This window comes from Comamonas sp. Z1, assembly GCF_008121555.1.
Classification (GTDB): Bacteria; Pseudomonadota; Gammaproteobacteria; order Burkholderiales; family Burkholderiaceae_C; genus Comamonas; species Comamonas thiooxydans.
Genome location: NZ_VOQT01000004.1, coordinates 410,180 through 434,642 on the forward strand (window position 1 = coordinate 410,180; position 24,463 = coordinate 434,642).

At 61.8% G+C, this 24,463-nt stretch carries 21 protein-coding genes; 13 read left to right on the forward strand and 8 right to left on the reverse strand.

Annotated elements, in window-relative coordinates; genetic code table 11:
• Positions 1-39: 39 nt before the first annotated feature.
• Positions 40-516 carry a bacterioferritin gene (gene bfr, locus FSY45_RS10790; protein ID WP_012837398.1) on the reverse strand — a complete coding sequence of 159 codons (477 nt, stop codon included), beginning with the start codon at positions 514-516 and terminating at the stop codon, positions 40-42.
• Positions 517-909: 393 nt separating this feature from the next.
• Here bfr and ahpC point away from each other — a divergent pair, with 393 nt between their 5' ends.
• From ahpC to FSY45_RS10830, 8 genes are all read left to right on the forward strand, one after another.
• The gene (ahpC, locus tag FSY45_RS10795; protein WP_003057651.1) at positions 910-1,485 is read left to right on the forward strand and encodes an alkyl hydroperoxide reductase subunit C; all 576 of its coding nucleotides are present in this window, start codon (positions 910-912) and stop codon (positions 1,483-1,485) included.
• Between the two features lie 175 nt (positions 1,486-1,660).
• Positions 1,661-3,217 (forward strand): alkyl hydroperoxide reductase subunit F, encoded by a 1,557-nt coding sequence (gene ahpF, locus FSY45_RS10800; RefSeq protein ID WP_046460854.1) that lies wholly within the window; start codon positions 1,661-1,663, stop codon positions 3,215-3,217.
• Positions 3,218-3,608: 391 nt separating this feature from the next.
• On the forward strand, positions 3,609-5,873 hold the full coding sequence (locus tag FSY45_RS10805) for a TonB-dependent hemoglobin/transferrin/lactoferrin family receptor (protein WP_046460855.1): 2,265 nt from the start codon (positions 3,609-3,611) through the stop codon (positions 5,871-5,873).
• 71 nt (positions 5,874-5,944) lie between these two features.
• Positions 5,945-6,334 (forward strand): hypothetical protein, encoded by a 390-nt coding sequence (locus tag FSY45_RS10810; RefSeq protein ID WP_034360005.1) that lies wholly within the window; start codon positions 5,945-5,947, stop codon positions 6,332-6,334.
• The gene (locus tag FSY45_RS10815) at positions 6,331-7,443 is read left to right on the forward strand and encodes a hemin-degrading factor (protein ID WP_046460856.1); all 1,113 of its coding nucleotides are present in this window, start codon (positions 6,331-6,333) and stop codon (positions 7,441-7,443) included. Before FSY45_RS10810 ends, FSY45_RS10815 begins: the two co-directional genes overlap by 4 nt.
• The gene (locus tag FSY45_RS10820; RefSeq protein WP_148748074.1) at positions 7,440-8,324 is read left to right on the forward strand and encodes a hemin ABC transporter substrate-binding protein; all 885 of its coding nucleotides are present in this window, start codon (positions 7,440-7,442) and stop codon (positions 8,322-8,324) included. The genes FSY45_RS10815 and FSY45_RS10820 overlap by 4 nt, the downstream gene beginning before the upstream one ends.
• Positions 8,325-8,338: 14 nt before the next feature.
• A complete protein-coding gene (locus tag FSY45_RS10825) occupies positions 8,339-9,448 on the forward strand; it encodes an iron ABC transporter permease (protein WP_122975073.1) in 1,110 nt (369 codons plus the stop codon).
• Positions 9,445-10,269, forward strand: a complete 825-nt coding sequence (locus tag FSY45_RS10830) for a heme ABC transporter ATP-binding protein (protein WP_046460858.1) — start codon at positions 9,445-9,447, stop codon at positions 10,267-10,269. Before FSY45_RS10825 ends, FSY45_RS10830 begins: the two co-directional genes overlap by 4 nt.
• An 88-nt stretch (positions 10,270-10,357) precedes the next feature.
• Here the strand turns inward: FSY45_RS10830 and FSY45_RS10835 are convergent, their stop codons facing one another.
• Positions 10,358-10,630 carry a DUF2798 domain-containing protein gene (locus tag FSY45_RS10835; protein ID WP_046460859.1) on the reverse strand — a complete coding sequence of 91 codons (273 nt, stop codon included), beginning with the start codon at positions 10,628-10,630 and terminating at the stop codon, positions 10,358-10,360.
• 189 nt (positions 10,631-10,819) lie between these two features.
• On the opposite strand from FSY45_RS10835, the gene FSY45_RS10840 reads away from it, so the two are divergent.
• Positions 10,820-11,749 (forward strand): LysR family transcriptional regulator, encoded by a 930-nt coding sequence (locus tag FSY45_RS10840; RefSeq protein ID WP_003070657.1) that lies wholly within the window; start codon positions 10,820-10,822, stop codon positions 11,747-11,749.
• 139 nt (positions 11,750-11,888) lie between these two features.
• Here FSY45_RS10840 and FSY45_RS10845 read toward each other — a convergent pair whose 3' ends face one another.
• Positions 11,889-12,710 (reverse strand): pyruvate, water dikinase regulatory protein, encoded by an 822-nt coding sequence (locus FSY45_RS10845; RefSeq protein WP_003070661.1) that lies wholly within the window; start codon positions 12,708-12,710, stop codon positions 11,889-11,891.
• A gap of 250 nt (positions 12,711-12,960) precedes the next feature.
• Between FSY45_RS10845 and ppsA the strand changes: the two genes are divergently transcribed.
• The 4 genes from ppsA (at position 12,961) to FSY45_RS10865 (ending at position 18,530) form a co-directional block, all read left to right on the forward strand.
• The gene (ppsA, locus tag FSY45_RS10850) at positions 12,961-15,351 is read left to right on the forward strand and encodes a phosphoenolpyruvate synthase (RefSeq protein ID WP_046460860.1); all 2,391 of its coding nucleotides are present in this window, start codon (positions 12,961-12,963) and stop codon (positions 15,349-15,351) included.
• A 15-nt stretch (positions 15,352-15,366) separates the two neighbouring features.
• Complete coding sequence (locus tag FSY45_RS10855) at positions 15,367-15,756, forward strand: DUF4212 domain-containing protein (RefSeq protein WP_034349047.1); 390 nt, start codon at positions 15,367-15,369, stop codon at positions 15,754-15,756.
• Positions 15,749-17,833, forward strand: coding sequence for a VC_2705 family sodium/solute symporter (locus FSY45_RS10860; RefSeq protein WP_046460861.1), 2,085 nt, complete (start codon positions 15,749-15,751; stop codon positions 17,831-17,833). The genes FSY45_RS10855 and FSY45_RS10860 overlap by 8 nt, the downstream gene beginning before the upstream one ends.
• Before the next feature lie 190 nt (positions 17,834-18,023).
• Complete coding sequence (locus tag FSY45_RS10865) at positions 18,024-18,530, forward strand: hypothetical protein (protein ID WP_003070671.1); 507 nt, start codon at positions 18,024-18,026, stop codon at positions 18,528-18,530.
• Positions 18,531-18,606: 76 nt separating this feature from the next.
• Here the strand turns inward: FSY45_RS10865 and FSY45_RS10870 are convergent, their stop codons facing one another.
• From FSY45_RS10870 to rpoD, 5 genes are all read right to left on the reverse strand, one after another.
• Positions 18,607-18,960, reverse strand: a complete 354-nt coding sequence (locus FSY45_RS10870; protein ID WP_003070674.1) for an FKBP-type peptidyl-prolyl cis-trans isomerase — start codon at positions 18,958-18,960, stop codon at positions 18,607-18,609.
• A gap of 130 nt (positions 18,961-19,090) precedes the next feature.
• Positions 19,091-19,396, reverse strand: coding sequence for a helix-turn-helix domain-containing protein (locus FSY45_RS10875; RefSeq protein ID WP_003057624.1), 306 nt, complete (start codon positions 19,394-19,396; stop codon positions 19,091-19,093).
• Positions 19,397-19,752: 356 nt separating this feature from the next.
• Positions 19,753-20,697 (reverse strand): ketopantoate reductase family protein, encoded by a 945-nt coding sequence (locus FSY45_RS10880; RefSeq protein WP_003070676.1) that lies wholly within the window; start codon positions 20,695-20,697, stop codon positions 19,753-19,755.
• Positions 20,698-20,718: 21 nt separating this feature from the next.
• Entirely contained in the window at positions 20,719-21,711 is a 993-nt protein-coding gene (locus FSY45_RS10885) for a tripartite tricarboxylate transporter substrate binding protein (RefSeq protein ID WP_057091700.1), read from the reverse strand.
• 146 nt (positions 21,712-21,857) lie between these two features.
• The gene (rpoD, locus tag FSY45_RS10890; RefSeq protein WP_003070680.1) at positions 21,858-24,305 is read right to left on the reverse strand and encodes an RNA polymerase sigma factor RpoD; all 2,448 of its coding nucleotides are present in this window, start codon (positions 24,303-24,305) and stop codon (positions 21,858-21,860) included.
• Positions 24,306-24,463 lie beyond the last annotated feature (158 nt).

Consider the following 24,463-nt stretch of genomic DNA (forward strand, 5'->3'; position numbering starts at 1 on the left):
GCCCTGAGGCCGCTTTTGTCTTTCAGCGTGAAGCCGAAATTATTCGATCTCGCCCATCAGGGACTGCAGATAGTTCTGCGTGCCGACCTTGTCGATCAGGTCGAGCTGGGTTTCGAGGAAGTCGATGTGCTCTTCGGTGTCGTCCAGAATCTTCTGCAGCAGATCGCGCGAAACATAGTCGCGCACGGATTCGCAGTGTGCGATCCCGTCCTTGATGGTCTGCTGCGCCGCTTGCTCCAGGCGCAGGTCGCAGGCCAGGGCTTCCGGCACGTCCTCGCCGATCTGCAGCTTGCCCAGGTCCTGCAGATTGGGCAGGCCGTCGAGCATGAAGATGCGGTCCATCAACGCGTCGGCATGCTTCATCTCGCCGATGGATTCCTCATATTCCTTCTTGGCCAGCTTGTCGAAGCCCCAGTGCTTGTACATGCGGTAATGCAGAAAGTACTGGTTGATGGCGGTCAGTTCGTTCTTGAGCTGGGCTTGCAGCCAGGAAATGACTTGTGCATCACCTTTCATAGGGGACTCCTTCTCGGGCAGTTGTTGTTCGCGTCGATTGTCCATGCTTTATGAGGCAAATCAAACAAAGCCCATGCCCGCGCGAATTGGCTGCATCTGATGCGCGTTCTCGTTTAGCTTACGTGCTGCCTGACTGACCTTCCTCGCGAGGTTTGACTCAGTGATGACAACAAAAGCTATGAGCGTGATTGAAGGACTATTGGCTTGAACTACCTGGTTTCGGCCCACAATAGAAAACTGAGCTGCACAGCGGTGCGGCTTGACTTCAGAAGCCGGGAATCTGGTTTGATAGGTTTTGTAAATTAATTTGATGAAATCAATCGATTGGTTTTATTAAGTGGACCGCTCTAAACTTCATCCTGTCTTCAAACACTAACCACAAGGAAACAGCAAATGTCTCTGATCAACACTCAAGTTCAACCTTTCAAGACCGAAGCCTATGTGAACCGCAACGGCAAGGGTGAATTCATCACCGTGACTGAAGAGAGCCTGAAGGGCAAGTGGTCTGTGGTGATCTTCATGCCCGCCGCCTTCACCTTCAACTGCCCCACCGAAATCGAAGACGCAGCCAACAACTACGCCGAGTTCCAGAAGGCCGGTGCCGAGGTCTACATCGTGACCACCGACACCCACTTCTCGCACAAGGTGTGGCACGAAACTTCCGACGCAGTGGGCAAGGCCAAGTTCCCCCTGGTTGGCGACCCCACACACCAGCTGACCAACGCTTTCGGCGTGCACATCCCTGAAGAAGGCCTGGCTCTGCGCGGTACCTTCGTGATCAACCCCGAAGGCGTGATCAAGACCATGGAAGTGCATTCCAACGAAATCGCTCGTGACGTGTCCGAAACCCTGCGCAAGCTCAAGGCTGCCCAGTTCACCGCCGCCAACCCCGGCCAGGTGTGCCCCGCCAAGTGGAAGGAAGGCGCCAGCACGATCACTCCTTCGCTGGATCTGGTCGGCAAGATCTAAGCCTGATACCTATCGGCTGAGCGTGCATGCGCTCTGAAAGCCGGACGACGTTCAGGCGAGTGCCGCCTGTCCGTCCGGCTTTTTTTCGCCCAGTTTTTGCTTTCATGGGCGGGCAAAGGCCTCAAAAGCACTTTGCTGCATTGCATCAACAACTCTAAATTCAAAGGAATCCACCATGCTTGACGATCAACTCAAAGCCCAACTCGCCGCCTACCTGGAACGCGTGCAGCAGCCGTTTGAGCTGGTGGCTTCTCTGGATGACAGCGAGACCAGTGCACAGATGCACGATCTGCTGAAGACCATCCAGACCCTGCGCAGCGACAAGATTTCGCTGCGCACCGACGGCAGCGATGCCCGCAAGCCCTCGTTCACGCTGCAGCGCCAGGGCACGGCCACCCAGGTGCGTTTTGCCGGCCTGCCCCTGGGTCATGAATTCACCTCGCTGGTGCTGGCCCTGCTGTGGACGGGCGGCCATCCTCCCAAGGTGGAGCAGGATGTGATCGACCAGATCAAGGCTCTGGACGGCGACTTCAACTTCGAGGTCTATATGAGCCTGAGCTGCCACAACTGCCCCGACGTGGTTCAGGCGCTGTCGCTGATGGCCATTCTCAACCCCAAGGTCAAGACCACGGTGATCGAAGGCGGTGCCTTCCAGAAGGAAGTGACCGAGCGCGAAATCATGGCCGTGCCCATGGTGTTCATGAACGGCAGCGTTTTCGGCTCCGGTCGCATGACCATCGAAGAAATCGTGGCCAAGCTGGACACCGGTGCAGCCTCGCGTGACGCAGCCAAGCTGTCGGCCAAGGAAGCTTTCGACGTGCTGATCATCGGCGGCGGTCCTGCCGGCGCGGCAGCCGCCGTGTACGCGGCTCGCAAGGGCATTCGCACCGGCGTGGCAGCCGAGCGCTTTGGCGGCCAGGTCAACGACACACTGGCGATCGAGAACTACATCTCCGTGCTGGAAACTGACGGACCCAAGTTCGCCGCTGCATTGGAGGCCCACACCCGTGCCTATGACGTGGACATCATGAACCTGCAGCGCGCAGAGAAGCTGATTCCCGCTGCGCATCCCGGCGGTCTGGTGGAAGTGCAACTGGCCAACGGTGGCTCGCTCAAGGCCAAGACCGTGATCCTGTCCACCGGTGCGCGCTGGCGCAATGTGAACGTGCCTGGCGAGGCCGAGTACAAGAACAAGGGCGTGGCCTACTGCCCGCACTGCGACGGTCCGCTGTTCAAGGGCAAGCGTGTGTCGGTGATCGGCGGCGGCAACTCCGGCATTGAAGCTGCGATTGACCTGGCGGGTCTGGTGTCCCATGTGACGGTGGTTGAGTTCGCCGATCAGCTCAAGGCCGATGCCGTGCTGGTCAAGAAGCTGCACAGCCTGCCCAATGTGACCGTCATCACCAATGCCCAGACCACCGAGATCACGGGGGCCAACGGCAAGGTCAACGGGCTGAGCTACAAGGACAGGGCAACGGGCACCGAGCACCATGTCGAGCTCGAAGGCGTGTTTGTGCAGATCGGCCTGGTGCCGAACACCGAATGGCTCAAGGGCACACTGGAGCTGAGCAAGTTCGGCGAAATCATTGTGGATGCCAAGGGGCAGACCAATCTGCCCGGGGTGTTCGCCGCCGGTGACTGCACCACGGTGCCTTACAAGCAGATCGTGATCGCCGCCGGTGCCGGCGCTACCGCAGCACTGTCGGCCTTTGATCACCTGATCCGCAACTAAACGGCCTGCATCGCTTGCAAGATAAGCGATGGTAGCTATCAAAAAAGGACTGCTTAGGCAGTCCTTTTTTCTTATGGCCGGCCGGGAGGAGGGTGACACTTTCGCCGGGATCGTCAGGGCTGCAGCGTTCATCGGGCCGGGGTTGAGGATACAAGTGGCCTGTAAAAACAGGCGACGGTGCAAGCCGTAGTCTGGCTCCAAGATTCAATTTTTGGTTTTGTAACGAATTCATTTGCGGTTGAGAATTATTCGCATATACTTCTTCCATTCAGCCAGCCAATGCCGTGCCAGCTACAGGCCGCGAAGCCTCTGACGTTTCGACCTGTGGCCATTGAGGTACCTATCAGAAGCCAGCTCTTGTCCATTTCTATGAATAAAGAGGGTTTCTGGTATGGCATCCGCCACCGCTTTGCACGCCCGCGCCATGCCGGCGCCTCGCTCCAATCTCCGCCCGCTGGCGCTGGCCTGCGCACTTGTCTGCGCTGCCATCTCGGCCCAGGCCCAGCAGCAATCTTCTGAAACCGTCCAGGTCGCGGCGGCCCGCACCGACCGCAATGCGCCAGTCATGCGCGATGTGGTGGTCAGTGCCTCGCGCGACGAGCAGGACGCCGACAGCCTGCCCATGACCGTGGATGTCATCGACGCCAAGCAGATGGAAGAGGAGCAGATCGGCGACATTCGCGAGCTTGCAGCCAAGCTGCCCAATGTGACCGTGCCGCGCAGTCCGGCGCGTTTCACGTTGGCCGGCTCTCCTACCGGTCGCGACCAGAACAGCGGCTTCAATATCCGCGGCCTGGAAGGCAACCGCGTACTGATGCTGGTCGATGGCGTGCGTCTGCCACGCAGCTATACCTTCAGTGCCAATGCCTTTGGCCGTGACTATCTGGACCTGGGTCTGGTGCAGCGTGTGGAAATTCTGCGCGGTGCCGTGCCTGCGCTCTATGGCTCGGACGGCATGGGCGGTCTGGTCAACTTCATCACCGTGCAGCCCAGCGATCTGCTCAAGGACGGCAAGACCATCGGCGGCCGCGTCTCGGCCAGCTATGACGGCTCGGACAACGGCAAGCGCGTGGGTGCAACCCTCGCGGGCAAGGCCAGCGATGAATGGAGTTGGCTGCTTTCGGCCGGTGTGGGCCGCTCCAGCGCGCTGGAGAATATGGGCAGCAATAACACCGTGGGTGCTCTGCGCACCACGCCCAATCCCGAAAAGGACAAGAGCCATTCGCTGCTGGGGCGCCTGGTCTACACGCCTTCGGCCGTGCAAAAACATGTCTTCACGCTGGAAAACGTGGACAAGCGCGCCGACTACGACCTGTTGAGCGCTCGCAGCGCCACCGTCAGTGATTCGCGTGCCGAGACCACCATGAAGCGCTGGCGCGCTACCTGGCAGGGGCAGTGGCAGCAGCTCGATACGGCACTGGCCGACGAGCTCAAGCTGATGGCAAGCTATCAAAGCTCGCGCTCGCGCGAGTTCGTGACCGAAACCCGCACCCCACCGCTGGCCTATCGCGAGCGCGATGTGACCTATGACGAGGATGCGCTGCAGCTGCACGCCCAGGCCGGCAAGACGCTGCGCTGGAGCAATGGCGTCAGCGGCAAGCTCAGCTATGGCGTCGACTATCTGCGCGGCAAGGTGGCCAACGAGCAGAACGGCATCACGCCGCCGGCAGGCGAGAGCTTTCCGCTCAAACGCTTCCCCGACACCACGGAAACCTCGACCGCGTTGTTTGCCCAGGCCGAGCTGCACTATGGTGCTTTCAGCCTGACGCCCGGATTGAGGGCCGAGCACTACAGCATCAAGCCCAAGCAGCAAGGGTTTGGCGGTACAGCGGTCAGCAATTCGGACTCCGCCGTCTCCCCCAAGCTGGGCGCCATGTTCCAGATGAACGATGCCTGGTCGGTCTACGGCAACTATGCCGCCGGCTTCAGAGCGCCGAACGCAGGGCAGATCAATGCCTTCTTCGAGAACCCGTTCATGTTCTACAAGAGCATTCCCAACCCCGATCTCAAGGCGGAAAAAAGCAATACCTTCGAGTTGGGCCTGCGCGGCCGCATGAATGCGCTGCGCCTCGATGCCGCAGTCTTCACGGGCCGCTACAAGGACTTCATCCAGGATCAGGTGCAGGTTGCGGGCGAATACGGCGATCGCAACAACCCGGCCACGTTCCAGTCCGTCAATCTGAACCGCGTGCATATCAGCGGCTTCGAGCTCAAGGCCGACTATGACTGGGGCCGGTTTGCGGGCGGCAACTGGCGCACCAATGCCGCCTATGGCTACACCAAGGGTACGGACAAGAGCACCAACAAGCCGGTGGACACCATCTCGCCTCAGCAACTGGTGCTGGGCGTGCGCTACGACCGCTCGAATGTGGGCGTGCAGCTCAGCGCCTCGCACTGGGCAGGCAAAAAAGACAAGGATGCGCCTGATCTTTCCTCGGGCCGCCCCTTGCTAAGCCCATCCGCGACGGTGCTGGATTTGAGTGCGCAATGGCGTATCCGTCCGGGCACGCGTCTGAATGTGGGTATCTACAACCTGACCGACAAAAAGTATTCGCGCTGGGCGGATGTACGTGGCTTGAGCCGCACGACGCAGATTGCCGATGCCTATACCCAGCCGGGCCGCAATGTGCGCGTGTCACTGGTTCAGGACTTCTGATTTTGTAGCTGAAAGCGCTTGTTTGATAAGCGCTTGAGATCTGTTTGACTCAAAAACTGCGGGAGTGTGCCATGTCTGTTTTCGAGAATGCCGCCAATGCCCAGAGTGCTTCTGGCAGTCGCGATGAGGAATATCTGCTCACCGAGGGCGAAGCCCAGCTGGCTACGGTGCTGGCGTTGATGACCGGTTTCAGCCAGGGCTGCTGTGCGGCGCACCGCGCGCCCATGGCTCAGAGGGTATCGACGCAACTGGCGCGCATGGCCGAAGGCCTGGACGGCTGTGAGCGCTCCGAGGACATGCGCCACTTTCTGCAAAAGCTGGAGCAGCGCTGGGCCACGGTGGCCCGGGTGCTGGCCCAGCCTGAACAAGAGCCCGAAGCCCAGGCTTCGGCTCCCCGCTTTGACGACGAATTTTCCAACCCACAACCACACTGGCATCACAGCCCGGAGACCCTGCAATGAACGCCATCACCTCCCCCGAAATCCAGACCATGACCGCGGTGCAAATCCGTGAGCAATTCGCGCAAAAGCGCGAGCAAGGCCTGCGCGCCAAGGATGCGGCCGAGGCGCTGCAGCTGAGTGAAGGCGCGGTGATTGCCGCACATGGCGGCGAGCATGAACGCGCGCTGCAGGCGCTGCCGCTGCGCGCTGAATGGCTGGACATCCTCAAGGCCCTGGAGGCCTGCGGCCCGGTGATGGCGCTGACGCGCAACGAATCCACCGTGCATGAAAAAGATGGCATCTACCAGAACCTCTCGGCCCAGGGGCCGGTCGGTCTGGCGCTGAGCCGCGAGATCGATCTGCGTCTGTTCTTCATGCACTGGCATGCCGGCTTTGCCGTGACCGAGGAGTCCGCCAACGGCAATCGCCCCGCCATGCGCAGCCTGCAGTTCTATGACGCAGCCGGCCGTGCCGTGCACAAGGTGTTTGCGCGCGAGGTCACGGACATGGCAGCCTGGAATGCACTGGTGGAGCGCTTTGCCGAGCCCTCCGCAGGCTATGTGTTCCGCGAGCCTGCGGCCAAGCCTGCCGTCAAGGCCGATGCCGAGATCGACGTACCCGCGCTGACCCAGGCCTGGACCGATATGAAGGACACGCATGAGTTCTTCGAGATGCTGCGCAGGTTCGGTGCCGAGCGCCAGCAGGCCTTCCGTCTGGTGCCCCAGTACTGCGAGCACCTTAGCACCGACGCGGTCGCGCAGCTGCTGGGCGATGCGGCGGTGGACGGCATCTCCATCATGGTGTTTGTGGGCAGCAGCGGCTGCATCCAGATCCACACCGGCCCCGTGAGCAATATCCAGCCCATGGACGGCAAGGACGGCGTGCGCTGGATCAATGTGCTGGACAAGGGCTTCAATCTACATCTGCGCACCGACCTGATCGCCAATGTCTGGGTGGTGCAAAAGCCCACCAGCGATGGCGTGGTGACCTCGGTCGAGGCCTTTGATGCCGAAGGCAACAACATGGCCATGTTCTTTGGCGAGCGCAAGCCCGGCCAGCCCGAGCTGCAAGGCTGGCGCGATCTGGTGGCAGGCCTGCCGCGCAAGACTGCAGTGGCGGAGGCCGCATGAGCACCCCAGGCATTTCTCGACGCCAGGGTCTGCACTGGCTGGGCGCGGCCGTGGCGGGTACGGCCCTGCCGGCCCTGGCACAGACCGCCGCTGCCGCGCCAGGAGCGAAGCGGCTGGTGTCGCTCAGCGGCGCACTGACCGAGGTGGTCTACCTGCTCAATGCCCAGAACCTGCTGGTGGGCACGGACACCACCAGCCTGTTTCCCGAAGCAGCGCAAAAAACCGCCAAGGTCGGCTATGTGCGCCAGCTCTCGGCCGAAGGCCTGCTCTCGCTCAAGCCCGATGCGGTGATCGCAACCAGCGAGGCCGGGCCTCCCGTGGTACTCGATCAGATCCGTCAGGCTGGCGTGCGTGTATCGCTGGTTGCGGCCAGGCACAACTGGGCCGAGGTCCAGGAAAAGGTCAAGGTTGTGGGGCGCGAGACAGGTCGTTCCAGCGAGGCCGACAAGCTGCTGGCCCAGCTCGATGCGCAGTGGAGCAGTGTGCAGGCCCAGGTGGCCAAGGCCCAGCGCAAGCCGCGCGTGCTGTTTGTGCTCTCGCACAGCGGCAGTCCGCAGGTGGCGGGCAAAGGCACGGCAGCCAATGCGCTGATCCAGTACGCGGGCTGTGTCAATGTCATCGACCAGTTCGACGGCTACAAGCCCCTGACTGCCGAAGCCATGGCCAGCGCTGCGCCCGAAGTCATCATCAACACCACGCAGGGTATCGAGGCTCTGGGCGGCGAGGCCGCCTTCTGGAAGCGGCCCGAGCTGGCACTGACGCCGGCCTATGCCAAGAAGGCACTGGTGACGCTGGAAGCCAGCCATTTGCTGGGCTTCGGCCCGCGCCTGCCCAGTGCCGTGCAGGCTTTGCATATGCGCGCACTGCAGTGGGTGGCCTGAACATGAGCGCAAGCATGGGGAGCGTGGTGCCAAAGCCAGCAGCCGAGCTGCCCGTCGCATCACGTTGGCGCACTCCTGCTGGACGGCTCAGTCGCAGCGCAGCCCTGCTGCTGGGGGCGGCTCTGGTGTTGCTGGCCATGGTGTGGGGCGCGGCCAGCGGGGCCTATGCCATTGCACCGGGGCAACTGCCCGGGATTGCCTGGGACGGGCTTCGCAGTCTTTTTGGCGCTACCGTGGACAGCGGCCCCGAGCATCTGGTCTTTCTCAATATCCGCCTGCCGCGCCTGCTCATGGGCGTGGCTGCGGGTGCGGGACTGGGGCTGGCCGGCGCATTGATGCAGGGGCTGTTTCGCAATCCTCTGGCCGACCCCGGGCTCATCGGCGTGAGCAGCGGTGCGGCCCTGGCCGCCGGCATCACCATCGTGCTGGGCGGAATGTATCTACCCTGGCTGCCGCGTCATCTGGGCAGCTGGGCCCTGGTGGCCATGGCTTTTGGCGGCGGTCTGGCCGTGACCGCCGTGGTTTATGTACTGGGCCAGGTCCAGGGCACGACCCGCATCGGCCTGATGCTGCTGGCCGGCATTGCCATCAATGCGCTGGCCGGTGCCGGACTGGGCTTTCTGAGCTTTGTATCGACGGACGAGCAGCTGCGCAATCTGCAGATGTGGCTGCTGGGCAGCCTGGGTGCCTCGCGCTGGAGTGCAGTGGCCCTGGTGTCGGCGGCTGTTACCGTCAGCGCAGCGACGGCGCTGGCGCTGGCCAGGCCGCTGAATGCGATTGCACTGGGCGAAGCCCAGGCCAATCTGCTGGGCGTGGCCGTGGAGAAAACCAAGCGCCGCGCCGTGATGGTGGCGGCGCTGGCGGTGGGCGCGGTGACCGCGACCACCGGCATCATCGGCTTCATCGGCCTGGTCGCGCCGCACTTGGTGCGGCTGATTGCCGGTCCCGATCATCGCGTGGTGCTGCCGGGGTCAGCCCTGCTGGGTGCGGCGCTGGTGGTCAGCGCCGATGCCGTGGCGCGCACCATCGTCAAGCCGGCCGAGCTGCCGCTGGGCGTGCTCACCGCGTTTATCGGCGTGCCGCTTTTCCTGGCCATGCTGCGCCAGTTCAGGAGCAAGGTATGAGTGCGCACCACAGGCTGTCCAGCCTCGAATGCCGCAATCTGGGCGTAGGCGTAGCCAAGGGGCCGCGCCTGGCGACGGTGGATGTGCGGATTCAGGCCGGGCGCTTTACCGCCATCCTCGGCCCCAACGGCGCCGGCAAGTCCACGCTGATGTCCATGCTGGTGGGCGAGCGCGCGCCGCAGTCGGGGCAGGTTCTGCTCGACGGGCTGGAGCTGTCCGGGCATGCGGTGGAGGGCCTGGCACGTCGGCGCTCCGTCATGCCCCAGGATTGCAGCGTGGCCTTTGACTTCACGGCCCAGGAGGTGGTGGAGCTGGGGCGCTATCCGCATCGTCACCAGCCAGGCAGCGGGGAGGCGCAGATTCCGGTGCAGGCCATGGCGCTGACCGGGGTTGATCATCTGGCGCAGCGCAGCATCAACACGCTGTCAGGCGGCGAGCGGGCTCGCACCCATCTGGCCAGGGCTCTGGCGCAGATCTGGCAGCCGCCCGCCGACGGCGCGGCGCGCTGGCTGCTGCTGGACGAGCCCACTGCCGCTCTCGATCTGGCCCATCAGCACCACGCCATGCGCCTGCTGCGCCATTGGGCCGGGCAGCAGGGCGCAGGCGTGGTGGCGGTGATCCATGACCTGAACCTGGCGCTGCGCTATGCCGACGATGTGCTGGTGCTGGGCGGTGATGCAGGAGTGCATCACGGTGCGGTGCTGGATGTGCTGCAGCCTGCGCTGGTGCGCCAGGTCTGGGGCATGCAGTGCGACCCGGTGCACAGCAGCGACGGCGCGCTGCAATATATTTTTGTAGCGGATACCGCTTTGTCAGCTTGAAATTTCAGTGGACTGCATTGAATTCTGAAGCCAGTCATGCGCAGGCTGCTTCAGATTCAATAGCTCATGACTTGGCTGTCACTGGCTGTCAATGTGTATGCACGGTCAGCGCAACCAGCTTGAGCACCAGCGGCCTGACCATCATTACGCAGAAAAACGCCACCGGCATGGCCAGCGCATAGGCGCTGAACACACGACGGACGTAGCCGGCATCAAAGCCGGTATTGGCCGCCACAATGGTGCAGCACATCAGGAAGGCCATGATGGTGGCCATGAAAAACGCGAAAACAAACGGCGTGTAACGCCTGTGCAGCTTCAGTGCGGAAAGTCTGGAGGAGAAGGAGCTGGAGTATGAATTCATGGGAACGATGCTGAAAATGCATTCGGCGTCATGGCGACTTGCGTTGCTGTGTCAAAGGCTTGAGGCCGAATGCATGGATGGGAAACAGGGTTGAACTGTAAGCATCAGCGGCGGCCGGCGGTAGAGGTCCGGGGCTTGTTGTACTCATAAGCAGAACTTTCGAATTCAATTGGAGATACATTCGCAGTCATGCCGAATCTGCGAGCCATAGAAACCTTTGTCAAAGCGCTGGAGGGCGGCTCCATCGCCTCGGCTGCGCGCCAGCTGGGCATTTCGCCCGCCGCTGCCAGCCAGAACATCGCGCGGCTGGAGCGCGAGCTGGGCACGCGCCTGATCACCCGCACCACCCGGTCCATGGCCTTGACCGAGGCCGGCGAGAGCTATCTGGCGCGCGTCGCTCCGGTGCTCGACGAGCTCGAAAAGGCCCAATCCGATCTCTCGCTGATTCATGGAGAGCTGCAAGGCCGCCTGCGCATTGCCTGCATGGCAGCCTTCGGCCGCCATGTGCTGGCGCCGCTGCTGCCGGCGTTTGCCGCGCTGCATCCGCGACTGGAGCTGGAGCTCTTGATCACGGACCGGCATGTGGATGTGCTCAAGGAGGATGTGGACATCAGCGTGCGCTACCGCGATGTGCTGGAGCCCGGCATGTCGGTGCGGCTGTTGGCCTCGGTGCCGCGCATTTTGTGTGCCTCGCCCCAGTACCTGCAGCAGCATGGCCGACCGCAGTCGGCACAGGATCTGCTCGAGCATCCCTGTCTGCTGTATCGGCGCGAGCGTGACGGCCGGCTCATGCGCTGGCCCTTTATGCGCGATGGCCAGCGCACCGATCCGCAGCAGAAAATTGCGGCCATAGGCAGCGATATCGATGCCCTGGTGGAGTTCGCCGCTGCCGGTGGCGGTATCGCCTGGGCCGGCAGCTTCATCGTCCATGAGGAGATGCGCAAGGGGCGGCTGGTGCCTCTGGCACTCAAGCCGGCGCGCAAGGGCCAGTTGCAGTTCGAGGATGCCCCGCTGGACTTCTTCGCCTGCTTCAAGGACCGTAAATATGTGCCGGCCAAGGTTCGCGCCCTGGTGGACTATCTGTTGCAGGAGCTGCCGCAGCAGCCCGTCCTGCGTTGAGCGAGGACAATGCGTGGCGCCTGCATTAACCGTAGTTCTTGACGCCGGCGCGGGCTAGGTAAGGGTGGCCGAGCAAGAGCCGCCTCGCAGCGAGGGCTGCGTCCCCTTGGGGAAGCGGCGAAGCCGCTCAGGGGGAGGCTTAATGTCCCAGATGCTGCGGCAGCACTTCCTGCAAGATGGTGGTGGCAATCTCTTCGATCGACTTGGTGGTGCTGGACAGCCACTCGATGCCGCTTCTGCGCATCATGGCCTCGGCCTCGGCCACCTCGTAGCGGCAGTTGGGCAGGCTGGCGTACTTGGAATCGGGGCGGCGCTCGTTGCGAATGCTGGACAGGCGCTCGGGCTGAATCGTCAGGCCGAACAGCTTTTTGCGATAGGGCTCCAGCGCGGGCGGCAACTGCTTGCGCTCGAAGTCTTCGGGAATCAGCGGGTAGTTGGCCACCTTGAGGCCAAACTGCATGGCCAGGTACAGGCTGGTTGGCGTCTTGCCCGAGCGGCTCACGCCCACCAGGATCACGTCGGCGCCGCTCAGGTCGGAATGGGTCTGGCCGTCGTCATGGGCCAGCGTGTAGTTGATGGCCTCCATGCGCTCCAGATATTCCTTGCTCTCGCTGATGTCGGCAAAGCGGCCCACGCGGTGCAGCGACTTCTGGCCCAGTTCCACCTCCAGCGGGCGCACAAAGGTGCCGAACATGTCGAACAGCTTGCCCTTGCAGTTGGCTTCAAGGAACTCCAGCATCTCCTGATTGACCAGGGTGGTGAAGATGATGGGCTTTCTCTTCTCCACCTCGGCCACATGGTTGATCTGGCGCACGGCCTGATGAATCTTGTCCATGGAGTCCACAAAGGGGATGCGAATCAGCCTCGGCTTGCTCTCGAACTGGGCCATGATGGCCGTGCCAAAGGTTTCGGCCGTGATGCCTGTGCCGTCAGAAATGACAAAAATTGTATGGGTATGCATGGTGCGCGCAGTTATTAGGTGGGACCTGTGCAAGCAATGCCATGTCCCGGACTCTGAATCTGGTTTGAGCCACGCGACGCTCGCCGGCTCAGCCTACAATGGCGCCCATTATTCCCAAATTCAAGCCCATGCTCGTTGACGGTCAACATCCAGAACAGCAAAGCACTGCACTCAAGCAGCATGGGTTCGCGTGCCCTGGCCATTCAGCCCAGAGCCGCCTGCGTACCGGTTTTTAACTTTGGAGCTTCCCATGTCTCAACTGTTCGAGGCGACCGCTCTGGTCGTTCCGTTTGAAAAACTGAGAATGTCTGATGTCGAGTCCGTAGGCGGCAAGAACGCCTCGCTCGGCGAAATGATCTCGCAACTGCCCCAGGGCGTACGCGTGCCTACCGGCTTTGCCACCACGGCTCATGCATTCCGCGAGTTCCTGGCATTTGAAGGTCTGGCCGGCAAGATCTCGGCCAAGCTGGCCGCTCTGGACGTGGACGATGTCCGCGCTCTGGCCGCTGTGGGCGCGGAAATCCGCGCCATGGTGGAGAGCCAGCCTTTCCCTGCCGATCTGGAGCAGGCCATTCGTGAGGAGTTTGTCCGCCTGCAAGGCGGCAATGCCGAGGCATCGTTTGCCGTGCGCTCTTCCGCCACGGCAGAAGACCTGCCTGATGCATCGTTTGCCGGCCAGCAGGAAACCTTCCTGAACGTGGTGGGCATCGAAGACGTGCTGCACAAGATGAAGGAAGTGTTCGCGTCGCTGTACAACGACCGCGCCATCTCCTACCGCGTGCACAAGGGCTTCGAGCACGATGTGGTGGCACTGTCCGCCGGCGTGCAGCGCATGGTGCGCTCCGACAAGGGCGCTGCCGGCGTGATGTTCACCATCGACACCGAATCCGGTTTCGAGGAAGTGGTCTTCATCACCTCCAGCTACGGCCTGGGCGAGACCGTGGTGCAGGGCGCCGTGAACCCCGACGAGTTCTATGTGCACAAGCCCATGCTCAAGGCTGGCAACAAGGCGCTGATCCGCCGCAATCTGGGCTCCAAGCTGATCCAGATGATTTTTGCCACGCCCGAGGAAAAGGCTGCAGACGGCAAGCTGGTCAAGACCACCGATGTGGCCCACGAACTGCGCAACCGCTATTCGCTGACCGACGAGGAAGTGCAGCAACTGGCGCATTACGCTCTGGTGATCGAGCAGCACTACGGCCGCCCCATGGATATCGAATGGGGCAAGGACGGCACCGACGGCCAGCTTTACATCCTGCAGGCGCGCCCCGAAACCGTGAAGAGCCAGGCCAAGGGCCAGGCCGAGCTGCGCTACAAGCTCAAGGGCACGGGCACCGTGCTGGCCGAAGGCCGTGCCATCGGCCAGAAGATCGGTACCGGCCCCGTGCGCCTGGTGTCCGACATCTCGCAGATGGATCAGGTGCAGGCCGGCGACGTGCTGGTGACCGACATGACCGACCCCAACTGGGAGCCCGTCATGAAGAAGGCTTCGGCCATCGTCACCAACCGCGGTGGCCGAACCTGCCACGCCGCCATCATTGCGCGCGAGCTGGGCATCCCTGCTGTCGTGGGCTGCGGCAATGCGACCGATCTGCTCAAGGCCGAAACACTGGTCACCGTGTCCTGCGCGGAAGGCGATACCGGCAAGATCTACGACGGTCTGCTGGAAACCGAAGTGACCGAGGTCAAGCGCGGCGAGATGCCCAGCATCTCCACCAAGATCATGATGAACGTGGGCAATCCCCAGCTGGCTTTCGACTTTGCCCAGCTGCCCAATGAAGGCGTGGGTCTGGCCCGTCTGGAATTCATCATCAACAACAACATCGGCGTGCACCCCAAGGCCATCCTGGACTACCCCGCCGTTGATGCCGATCTGAAGAAGGCTGTCGAGTCCGTGGCGCGCGGCCATGCTTCTCCCCGTGCCTTCTACGTGGACAAGGTGACCGAAGGCGTGGCAACGATTGCCGCCGCTTTCTGGCCCAAGCCCGTGATCGTGCGCATGTCGGACTTCAAGTCCAACGAATACCGCAAGCTGATCGGCGGCAGCCGTTACGAGCCTGAGGAAGAGAACCCCATGCTGGGCTTCCGCGGTGCAGCGCGCTACATCTCGGCCGAGTTCGGCGAAGCCTTCAAGATGGAATGCGAAGCCCTGCGCCGCGTGCGTGAGGATATGGGTCTGACCAACGTCAAGATCATGATCCCCTTCGTGCGTACCCTGGGCCAGGCCAAGCGCGTGACCGAGCTGCTGGCCGAGAACGGCCTCAAGCGTGGCGAGAACGGCCTGCAGCTGATCATGATGTGCGAAGTGCCTTCCAACGCTGTGCTGGCCGATGAGTTCCTCGAATACTTCGACGGCTTCTCCGTGGGCTCCAACGACCTGACCCAGCTGACTCTGGGCCTGGACCGCGACTCGGGCCTGGAGCTGCTGGCCGCCGATTTCGACGAGCGTGACCCCGCCGTCAAGAAGCTGCTGGCTCATGCCATCAAGGCCTGCCGAGACCAGAACAAGTATGTGGGCATCTGCGGCCAAGGCCCTTCGGATCACCCCGACTTCGCCAAGTGGCTGGCCGACGAAGGCATCTCGTCCATCTCTCTGAACCCTGACAGCGTGGTTTCCACCTGGCAGAAGCTGGCTGAATAAGCCTTGCGCATCGGCATGCAGACGCATCACGCGCCCGTGCATGACGATGCTGTGTCGGATGCTCCGCGACAGGCATTCGATGCTTTGGGCAATCCGGTGGAAGTCACCTTCCCGCCGGATCTGCACGATACCTACCACCTGAGACTCAAGGCCTTGCTGCTGACGGTCTGGGTGGTATTTTCATTTGGTATCTGCTACTTTGCGCGCGATATCCAGGCGCTGGTGCCCGACTGGCCCGTGGCCTACTGGATGGCGGCCCAAGGGGCGGTCCTGATGTTCCTGCTCATCATCGTGGTCTATTGTGTGGCCATGGATTATTTTGAACGCCAGCAGGCGCGTGACGAGGCGCGCAAAGCGGCTGAGGCTCACGACGCCTCCTCTGCCGCTTCCGATCTTCATGCCTGAGCGGCCAGTTCTGAGCCGTGCCTATCACTGGCGGCTGCATCGCATCCTGTTTCTCTATGTGCTGGGAACGGCAGGCTTTCTGCTGACCATGCTCTGGGCCGAGGAGCGCGGGCTCTCTCGCCACTGGATCGGGCCCATCTTCCTGTTCTCCACGGTGATGGTGTACGCGGCCATCGGCGTGTATTCGCGCACCAGCGATGCCGAGGAGTATTTCGTCGCCGGCCGGCGCATTCCGCCTTTCTACAACGGCATGGCGGCCGCTGCCGATTGGATGAGCGCAGCCTCCTTCATCAGCCTCTCCGGTGCGCTTTATCTGCAAGGCTTTTCTGGAACCGGCACGCAGCCCGGCGGACTGGCCTATGTCCTGGGATGGACGGGCGGGTTCTGTCTGGTCGGCATGCTGATTGCACCCTATCTGCGGGCCATGAATCTCTATACCGTGCCGGATTTCTTTCAGGCGCGCTATGGCGGACGTTGGCCGCGCATTATTGCTGCGCTGGCGGCCATCACCTGTTCCTTCACCTATGTGGTGGCGCAGATCTATGGCGTGGGCCTGATTGCTGCGCGACTGACCGGCGTGCAGTTCGAGATCGGCATCATGCTGGGGCTGGGCGGCGTGCTGCTGTGCTCGTTCCTCGGCGGCATGCGGGCGATCACCTGGACCCAGGTGGCGCAATATGTGGTGATCCTGCTGGCCTTCATGCTGCCTGTCTCCTGGCTGGCCTACAAACAGCTGGGCAACCCCTGGGCGCAGCTGGCCTATAGCCAGCAACTGGGCAAGATCGGCGCCATGGAGCAGCAGTTGCTTTCCTCAGAGGCCGAGCAGTCGGTGCTGGAGGCCTATCGCACCCGCGCTCAGGTGCTGCAGGCCAAGCTGCGCGATGTGCCCAATGTGCTGGCGACCGAACGCCAGGCACTGAGCGAGCATATCCGCGAGCTGCGCACCAGCAGCGGCAATATCGGCGCCATCATGGCCGCCAGCCGGGAGCTGGCCGCCATGCCCAAGGACGAGGCGGCGGCGCGCGAGCTCTGGAGCCGTGAGTTGCACGAGGCCTATGAGCGGGCCAAGCCGCTGGGCGGCATGCCGCTGCAAAGCCAGCCTTTCGCGGGGGATCCGGATGGCTCGCCGGCCGAGCGGCAGGCCTATGAGGAAAGTCGGCGCAATTTTCTGGCGCTGATGTTCTGCCTGATGGTCGGCACGGCCGGGCTGCCGCACTTGCTCACGCGCTATTTCACGGTTCCCTCGGTGTCTGCCGCACGTACCTCCGTGGCCTGGTCGCTGTTCTTCATCGGGTTGCTGTATCTGGGGGCGCCAGCCTTGGCCGTACTGGTGAAGTACGAGGTCATGAGCAATCTCGTTGGCACGCATTTCGATGCCTTGCCCAACTGGATAGCGCAGTGGTCAAGGGTGGACGCCTCGCTGCTGTCGGTGGAGGACATCAACGGCGATGGCATTTTGCAGTTCGCCGAAATCCGTATGGGGGCCGACCTCATCATGCTGGCCACTCCAGAACTCGGCGGCATGCCTTATGTGCTCTCCGGGCTGGTGGCTGCGGGCGGACTGGCGGCGGCCCTGTCCACGGCCGACGGTCTGCTGCTGACCATCAGCAATGCCCTGGTGCGGGATCTCTATTTCCAGGAGCGCCAGCGCCTGGATACGCGCAAGCGCCGCATCTCGCCTGAACAGCGCGTGATTCTTTCCAAATTCGCATTGCTGCTGGTGGCCTTGTCGGCGGCGTTTGTGGCGGCACGACGCTCTTCGGACATTCTTCCCATGGTCTCTGCCTCCTTCTCTCTGGCGGGCTCGGCTTTGGTGCCGGCCATGGTGCTGGGCATCTTCTGGCGTGGCACCACGCGTCGTGGTGCGGTGGCCGGCATGCTGCTGGGCCTGGCCGTGACGCTTTACTACATGGCCTCGCACGTTCCGGGCCTGCAAGGGGTGCTGCCATCGGTCCTTCGTGGCGAGGCACTCTGGTGGGGTATTCAGCCCATCTCGGCCGGAGTGTTTGGCGTGCCGGTGGGCTTGGCCACCACATTGCTCGTCAGCTGGTGGGAGCAGCGGCGGGCGAGAGTTTGAAAAACTCTTGATTGGATGGCCTTCAGCGATCTTTTGGGTCGGGTTCGAGGCAGTTTTCTGCTGAATATCCGCCGTGAGCTGATCTGGAGCATGGGCGGACCAGGCTTGCAGGAAAACCCGCTTTTCAGCTCCAGCCATAACTGCCACTCTGCAGGGCGGGACGCAATTCAATGCACAGAGGGCGGGGTCGATGTATCTAGTCAAAACACCCGAGGGTCAGCTGGCCTTCAAGGAGCGCCATGCCGATCTGAGCCAGCGACTGCGCTCGGCCTTTTTGCTGTTTGACGGTCGTCGCAGTCTTATGCAGGTGCTGGAGGCGACCTCGGCGCTGGGGGTGAACAAGGACGATATCCTGGCGCTGGTCGGCAAGGGCTGGCTGGCCACAAGAGAGTCGTCCGTCGCGGCTGATGCTGCAGCACAGGCCCATGCATCTTCGCTCTCAAAGAGCAGTTCGGCATCGTTGGCAACTGCTGACGTCGACCCTGGCAGCGCCCAGAGGCGCTACCAGAGGGCCTATCCGATAGCGGTGTCCATCACGGGGGCTCTTGGGCTCAAGGGCTTCCGGCTGAATCTGGCGGTGGAGGCGGCCATGGGTTATGAGCAACTGGCAGCGCTGGCTCCACGCATACGAGATGCTGCGGGTGACAAGGCCTATACGTCGTTGCACAGGGCGCTGTTTGAGGCGGATGAGACATGAGCACCATCTGTGCCGAGCCTCTCGCAAAGAAAAAAGCGGCTTCGGAGAGCCGCTTTTTTGATGAACCAGCCTGTTTTTAGACAGCCAGCAGTTCCACGTCAAACTTCAGCGTGGCGTTGGGCGGGATCACGCCACCGGCGCCGCGCGCGCCATAGCCCAGGGCGGCGGGGATCAGCAGCGTGCGCTGGCCGCCCACCTTCATGCCCTGCACGCCCTCGTCCCAACCCTTGATGACCATGCCGGCGCCCAGGGGAAAGACGAAAGGATCGTTGCGGTCCTTGCTGGAGTCGAACTTGGCGCCTTGCACGCCATTGTTGTAGAGCCAGCCGGTGTAGTGCACGGTCACGTTCTGACCGGCCTTGGCTTCGGCGCCTTCGCCCACGACGGTGTCTTCGTATTGCAGGCCGGAGGCAGTAGTGTTGAATGCCATGATGATTTCCTTTCAGCGCAAAGCAGAAAAAGGCGATGGAAAAAAGGGCCCGCCAAGCACGCTTGGGGCCCTTGGATGATAGTGGTGCACTCGCTTGCTGCCAGTCCCCCGGCCGCAACTGCGGCAAGGTTTACTTCTTGGCGCGCGCGGCAACCCAGCGGTTGGCAAAGGCTTGTACATCGGACAGGCGCTTGAGCAGATCCTGCCCGGTCAGGGTGACGGTGTAGCCGTCGCTGCCATGCTCGAGCAGGCCGCACTCGCGCAGCTCCTTGATACGGGTGTTCAAGGTGTTGGGGGTGATGCCGCCCACACTGTCTTGCAGCAGTCGGAAGGTCTGGGGATGACCATCCCGCAAAGCCCACAGCACGCGCAGCGCATAGCGGCATTCGAGCTTCTCGAACAGCTGGTTGATGGCGGCGTTTTCCTTGGAGCTCATGGACGCTTCTCCTTGCGCAATGATGTTGTCGAGCTGGGCGCACTAGGCGCTTTCAGTGCCATGTCCAATGGACTATAGCGGTTAATTTATTTTGCTACAAGTTTAGTAGCTTCAAATCTTCGACTGCAACGCCTTGAAGTGATAAAGGCCACAAACAGCGCGCAAGTGTTGCGGGTCAGCCACGAATCAGGGAGAAGACTCGCTTGCTTCAGGGTTTGTAGCAATAGGGGCAGAACTGAAGCAGCCCTCGGGATGGGGTGGCGAGCCATGCCGGAAGTGTTAGTACTGGCTTAGGTGTTTCCGGGTGTAAAAATTGACTCTAGCCATTGATTTGTCAGAGCAAGCAGCTATGGAAATCATAGTTCCTGCTTTTGTGCCGGCATTTGCTTGAGTTGCACCAGCACCTGCAGCAGACGGTTGATCGGCGTGGCAATGCCCAGCGCCTGACCGCGCCGCACCACATAGCCGTTGAGATGGTCGATTTCCGTGGTCTTGCCGCGCGCCAGATCCTGGGCCGTGGAAGAGAACTGTCGGGGCATGGTGCGCGCTATGGCCGCTACAGCCTCGTCCACGGAGGCCGGCAGCAGCACGCCGTCGGCCAGAGCTACGGCCTTGCATTCGGCGGCAATATCCTGCATGACAGCGGGTACGCCCTGCTGCGCGATCAGCCAGCCATAGGGCTGCTGGGTGAGGGCGGAGAGTGCGTTGTACACGCAGTTGATGATGAGTTTTTGCCAGAGTGCGGTCAGCACGCCGTCCGAGGTCTGGGTGGGGATGTTTGCTGCGCTGAACTGGAGTGCAATCTCGTCCCCCTGCGGACAGGGGGCGATGAGCAGCTCGCCCCGGCCGAAGTGACGCACATGGCCTGGGCCGGCCATGGCGGTGGCGACATAAACCACGGCAGCAGCCACCGGCTGCTGCCCCAGTACCAGGCGCAGGCGCCGGTCGTTGTCCACGCCGTTCTGCAAGCTCAGTACCTGAGTGTGCGCTGCCAGGTGGGGTTTGATCTGTGCAGCCGCTGCTTCGGTGTCGGTGGATTTCACGCAGAACAGCACCACATCGGCGCCTGCCACGGCACTGGCTTCGGTGCTGGTGGTGATTGGGATGTTCAGATCTTCTGTCGCCGTCTGCAGTCGTAGCCCGTGCTGGCTGATGGCCTGCATATGCGATGTTCTACCGATCAGCGTGACCGGGTGGCCGGCGCGTGCCAGCAGAGCACCAAAGTAGCAGCCCACCGAGCCCGCACCCATGACGGCAATGGACAGGCGGGCGGAGGCGGCGGTGTGGTTGACCATGTTCATGAGGCTATCTCGCAAAGAGGCTCAGCTCTTGAGCTTGAGCAGATAGGTCATCAGCTGGGCAGTGGAGGTTTCGACCTCCAGAAATTCATGTAGTGCCTTGCCGGTTTGCCAGGAAGAGTTCCAATTATTGCTGACCAGGGCTTGCTTCCAGCTGTCCTGGTTGCTTGCATGGTCGATAGCAGCCAGCAGTTGCTGGGCGCGTTCTGCCGGCAGATTCTTGCCTGTAAAGACGGCACGCCAGTTCGACATTTCAGCATCCAGACCCTGGTCGCGCATGGAGGCAATGCCGAACATGGCACGGCGTGACGAAACACCGAGGGCGCGCAGTTTGCCCGCCTGCAAGGCTTCTCTGAACTCGCTGTAACCAGAGATTCCCACCTGCACCTGCTTTTGCAGCAGGGCCTGGAGCACATCGTTACCGCCGGCAAAGGGTTTGTATTGCAGTTGCTCCGCATTGGCCTTGGCCAGGCGGGCCAGCATGCCTGCGTACATATGGTCCACACCGCCTGCAGAGCCTCCGGCAATGGTCAGTGCCGGCAGGTTCTCGCGCATGGCCTTGGCCAGTGCCTTGGGGTTGGCAAGCGGCGAGTCGGTGGGCACGGCCACCACCAGATAGTCGCTGGTCAGGCGCGCCAGGGGCTGCACCTGCTGCAGCTCTGCTGACTTCTTGTTCAATGCCAGGGCGCCGACCATGACCATGCCGCCGATCAGCAGGCTGTTGGGGTCGCTGCCATAGCGTTTGGTGTACTCGGCCAAGCCTATGGTGCCCCCCTTGCCGCCGATGTTTTCATAAACGACCTTGTCCACCGTGCCGCTGCTGGTCAGCACTGCGCCCAGGGCGCGGCCAGTCTGGTCCCAGCCGCCACCGGGGTTGGCGGGGATCACGATACGCAGCTGCGTGCCAAGGCGCTGGGGCGGATTGGCGATGGCTGCAAAAGGTGTAGACAGCAAGGCAGCGGAATAGCTTAGCCAGTGGCGGCGTGTCAGGGCATTGCCCGCGTGGAGGGTATTCATGTCTGTCTCCGTTGTTATGTGTCTTTTGGTGTGTTTGGCCGCAAGCGAAGGCTTGCTGACCTGGGCTGCATGCGAAAAAGCCCCGACCTGGGCAGGTCGGGGCTTTGAGTAGCAGGGAACCGGCGAGCCGGTTCCTCGGACTGACTTTACAGCGAGTCGATGAAGCTGCGCAGCTTGTCGGAGCGCGAGGGGTGCTTGAGCTTGCGCAGCGCCTTGGCTTCGATCTGACGGATGCGCTCGCGCGTCACGTCAAACTGCTTGCCGACTTCTTCCAGCGTATGGTCGGTGGACATTTCGATACCGAAGCGCATTCGCAGCACCTTGGCTTCGCGAGGCGTCAGTCCGTCGAGAATGTCCTTGACCACATCGCGCAGACCGGCCTGCATGGCGGCGTCGATAGGCGCCGTGTTGTTGCCGTCCTCGATGAAGTCGCCCAGGTGGGAATCGTCGTCGTCGCCGATGGGGGTTTCCATCGAGATCGGTTCCTTGGCGATCTTCATGATCTTGCGGATCTTGTCCTCGGGGATCTCCATCTTGGCTGCCAGGATGGACGCATCGGGCTCGAAACCAAACTCTTGCAAGTGCTGGCGCGAGATGCGGTTCATCTTGTTGATGGTCTCGATCATGTGCACGGGGATGCGGATCGTGCGGGCCTGGTCGGCGATGGAGCGCGTGATGGCCTGACGAATCCACCAGGTTGCATAGGTCGAGAACTTGTAGCCGCGACGATATTCGAACTTGTCCACGGCCTTCATCAGGCCGATATTGCCTTCCTGGATCAGATCCAGGAATTGCAGACCGCGGTTGGTGTACTTCTTGGCGATGGAGATCACGAGACGCAGATTGGCCTCGATCATTTCCTTCTTGGCATCGCGGCTGGCGCGCTCGCCGCTGTTCATGCGCTTGTTGATGTGCTTGAGCTCTTCCAGAGGCACGACCACGCGGGCCTGCAGGTCGATCAGGTTCTGCTGCAGCTCCTGCACGGGCGGGATGTTGCGCTCCAGCACGGCGCTGTAGTTCTTGCCTGCCGCCACTTGCTTGATGACCCAGTCCAGGTTCAGCAGATTGGGCGGGAAGTCCTTGATGAACTGCTCCTGGGGCATGCCGCACTTGTCCACGATGATCTTGCGCAGCTCGCGTTCCTTCTTGCGCACGTCGTCCACCTGGGCGCGCACCAGATCGCAGAGCTTCTCGATCGTCTTGGCCGTGAAGCGAATGGTCATCAGCTCTTCGGTGATGGCCTTCTGCACCTTCATGTATGCCTCGGTGCCGTAGCCTTCCTTGTCATACACCTTGTGCATCTTGTCGAAGAGCTCGCGCATGGAGTCAAAGCGACCCAGGGCTTCGTTCTTCAGCTCTTCGAGCTTCTTGGTCAGAGCCTTGGAGCCGCCCTTGCCGTCGTCGTCGTCTTCTTCGTCGTATTCGTCGAAGTCTTCCTCGGCCACATAGTCGTCGTTCTCGTTGGCATTGACGAAGCCGTCCACCACGGTGGAGATGACAACCTTGCCTTCGCGGATTTCCTCGGCCATGTTGAGGATTTCGGCGATGGTCGCGGGGGAGGCCGAGATGGCTTCCATCATGTCCATCAGACCGCCTTCGATGCGCTTGGCGATTTCGATTTCGCCTTCGCGTGTCAGCAGTTCGACGGTGCCCATTTCACGCATGTACATGCGCACGGGGTCGGTGGTGCGACCGAATTCGGAGTCCACGGTGGACAGAGCCGCTTCGGCCTCTTCTTCCGCTTCTTCTTCGGTGGTCGCCGACTGGCCGGTGTTGTTCAGCAGCAGGGTTTCCGCATCGGGAGTCTGCTCGTACACGGCCACGCCCATGTCGTTCAACATGGAGATCACGACTTCCAGCGTTTCGGCATCGACCAGCTTGTCGGGCAGGTGGTCGTTGATTTCGGCGTGGGTCAGGTAGCCGCGGGTCTTGCCCAGCTTGATCAGCATCTTCAGACGCTGACGGCGGGTGTTCATTTCCTCTTCGGTCAGAACAGTCTCGTCCAGGCCGAATTCCTTCATCAAGGCGCGTTCCTTCGCCTTGCTGATCTTCATGCGCAGAGGCTTGGCCTTTTCGGCAGGAGCAGCAGACGCTTCGGTCGATGCCTCCTCTTCGACTTCGCCTTCCAGATCGCTGTCGATATCCGACAGGTCTGCATCATCCATGTCCTCGTCGGCCTCCTTGGCCTTGGGCTTGCGGCCGCGCTTGGCGGGAGCCTTGTCGGCATCGGCACTGGCAGCAGGGGCCTTGACGGCGGCGGCCTTCTTGGCAGCAGGGGCCTTTTTGGCGACAGTCTTCTTGGCGGCAGGAGCGGCAGCAGTGTCGTCGTCTTCTTCGGCCTTCTTGCGGCCGCGCTTGGGAGTTGCCTGCGCCAGCAGCGCATCGGCCATGGCTTTGAGTTCGGCTTGTGACTTGGTAACCACGGTGGTGTCTTTCTTTGCTTCGGCTGCAGATGCAGCACTCTTCTTCACAGCAGGCTTGCCGGCACTGGCCTTTTTCGCGGGCTCTGCTGCGGAAGTGGAAGTTTTAGAGGTCTTGGGCTTTGCTGAAGCTTCTGGGGCCTGCTTGGACTTCACGGACTTTGAAACGGGCATGAACACCTCTCACGGTACGAACACACACAAACACACAAAGGAAAACGGAAAATGCAAACAAACGCCATGAAAGCTGGCGCAAGAACAGGCCTAGCCTGTCCGGTGGAGCACAAAGACTCCATGGCAAGATGTTGGGGCGATCATTTGGTATGCAATCC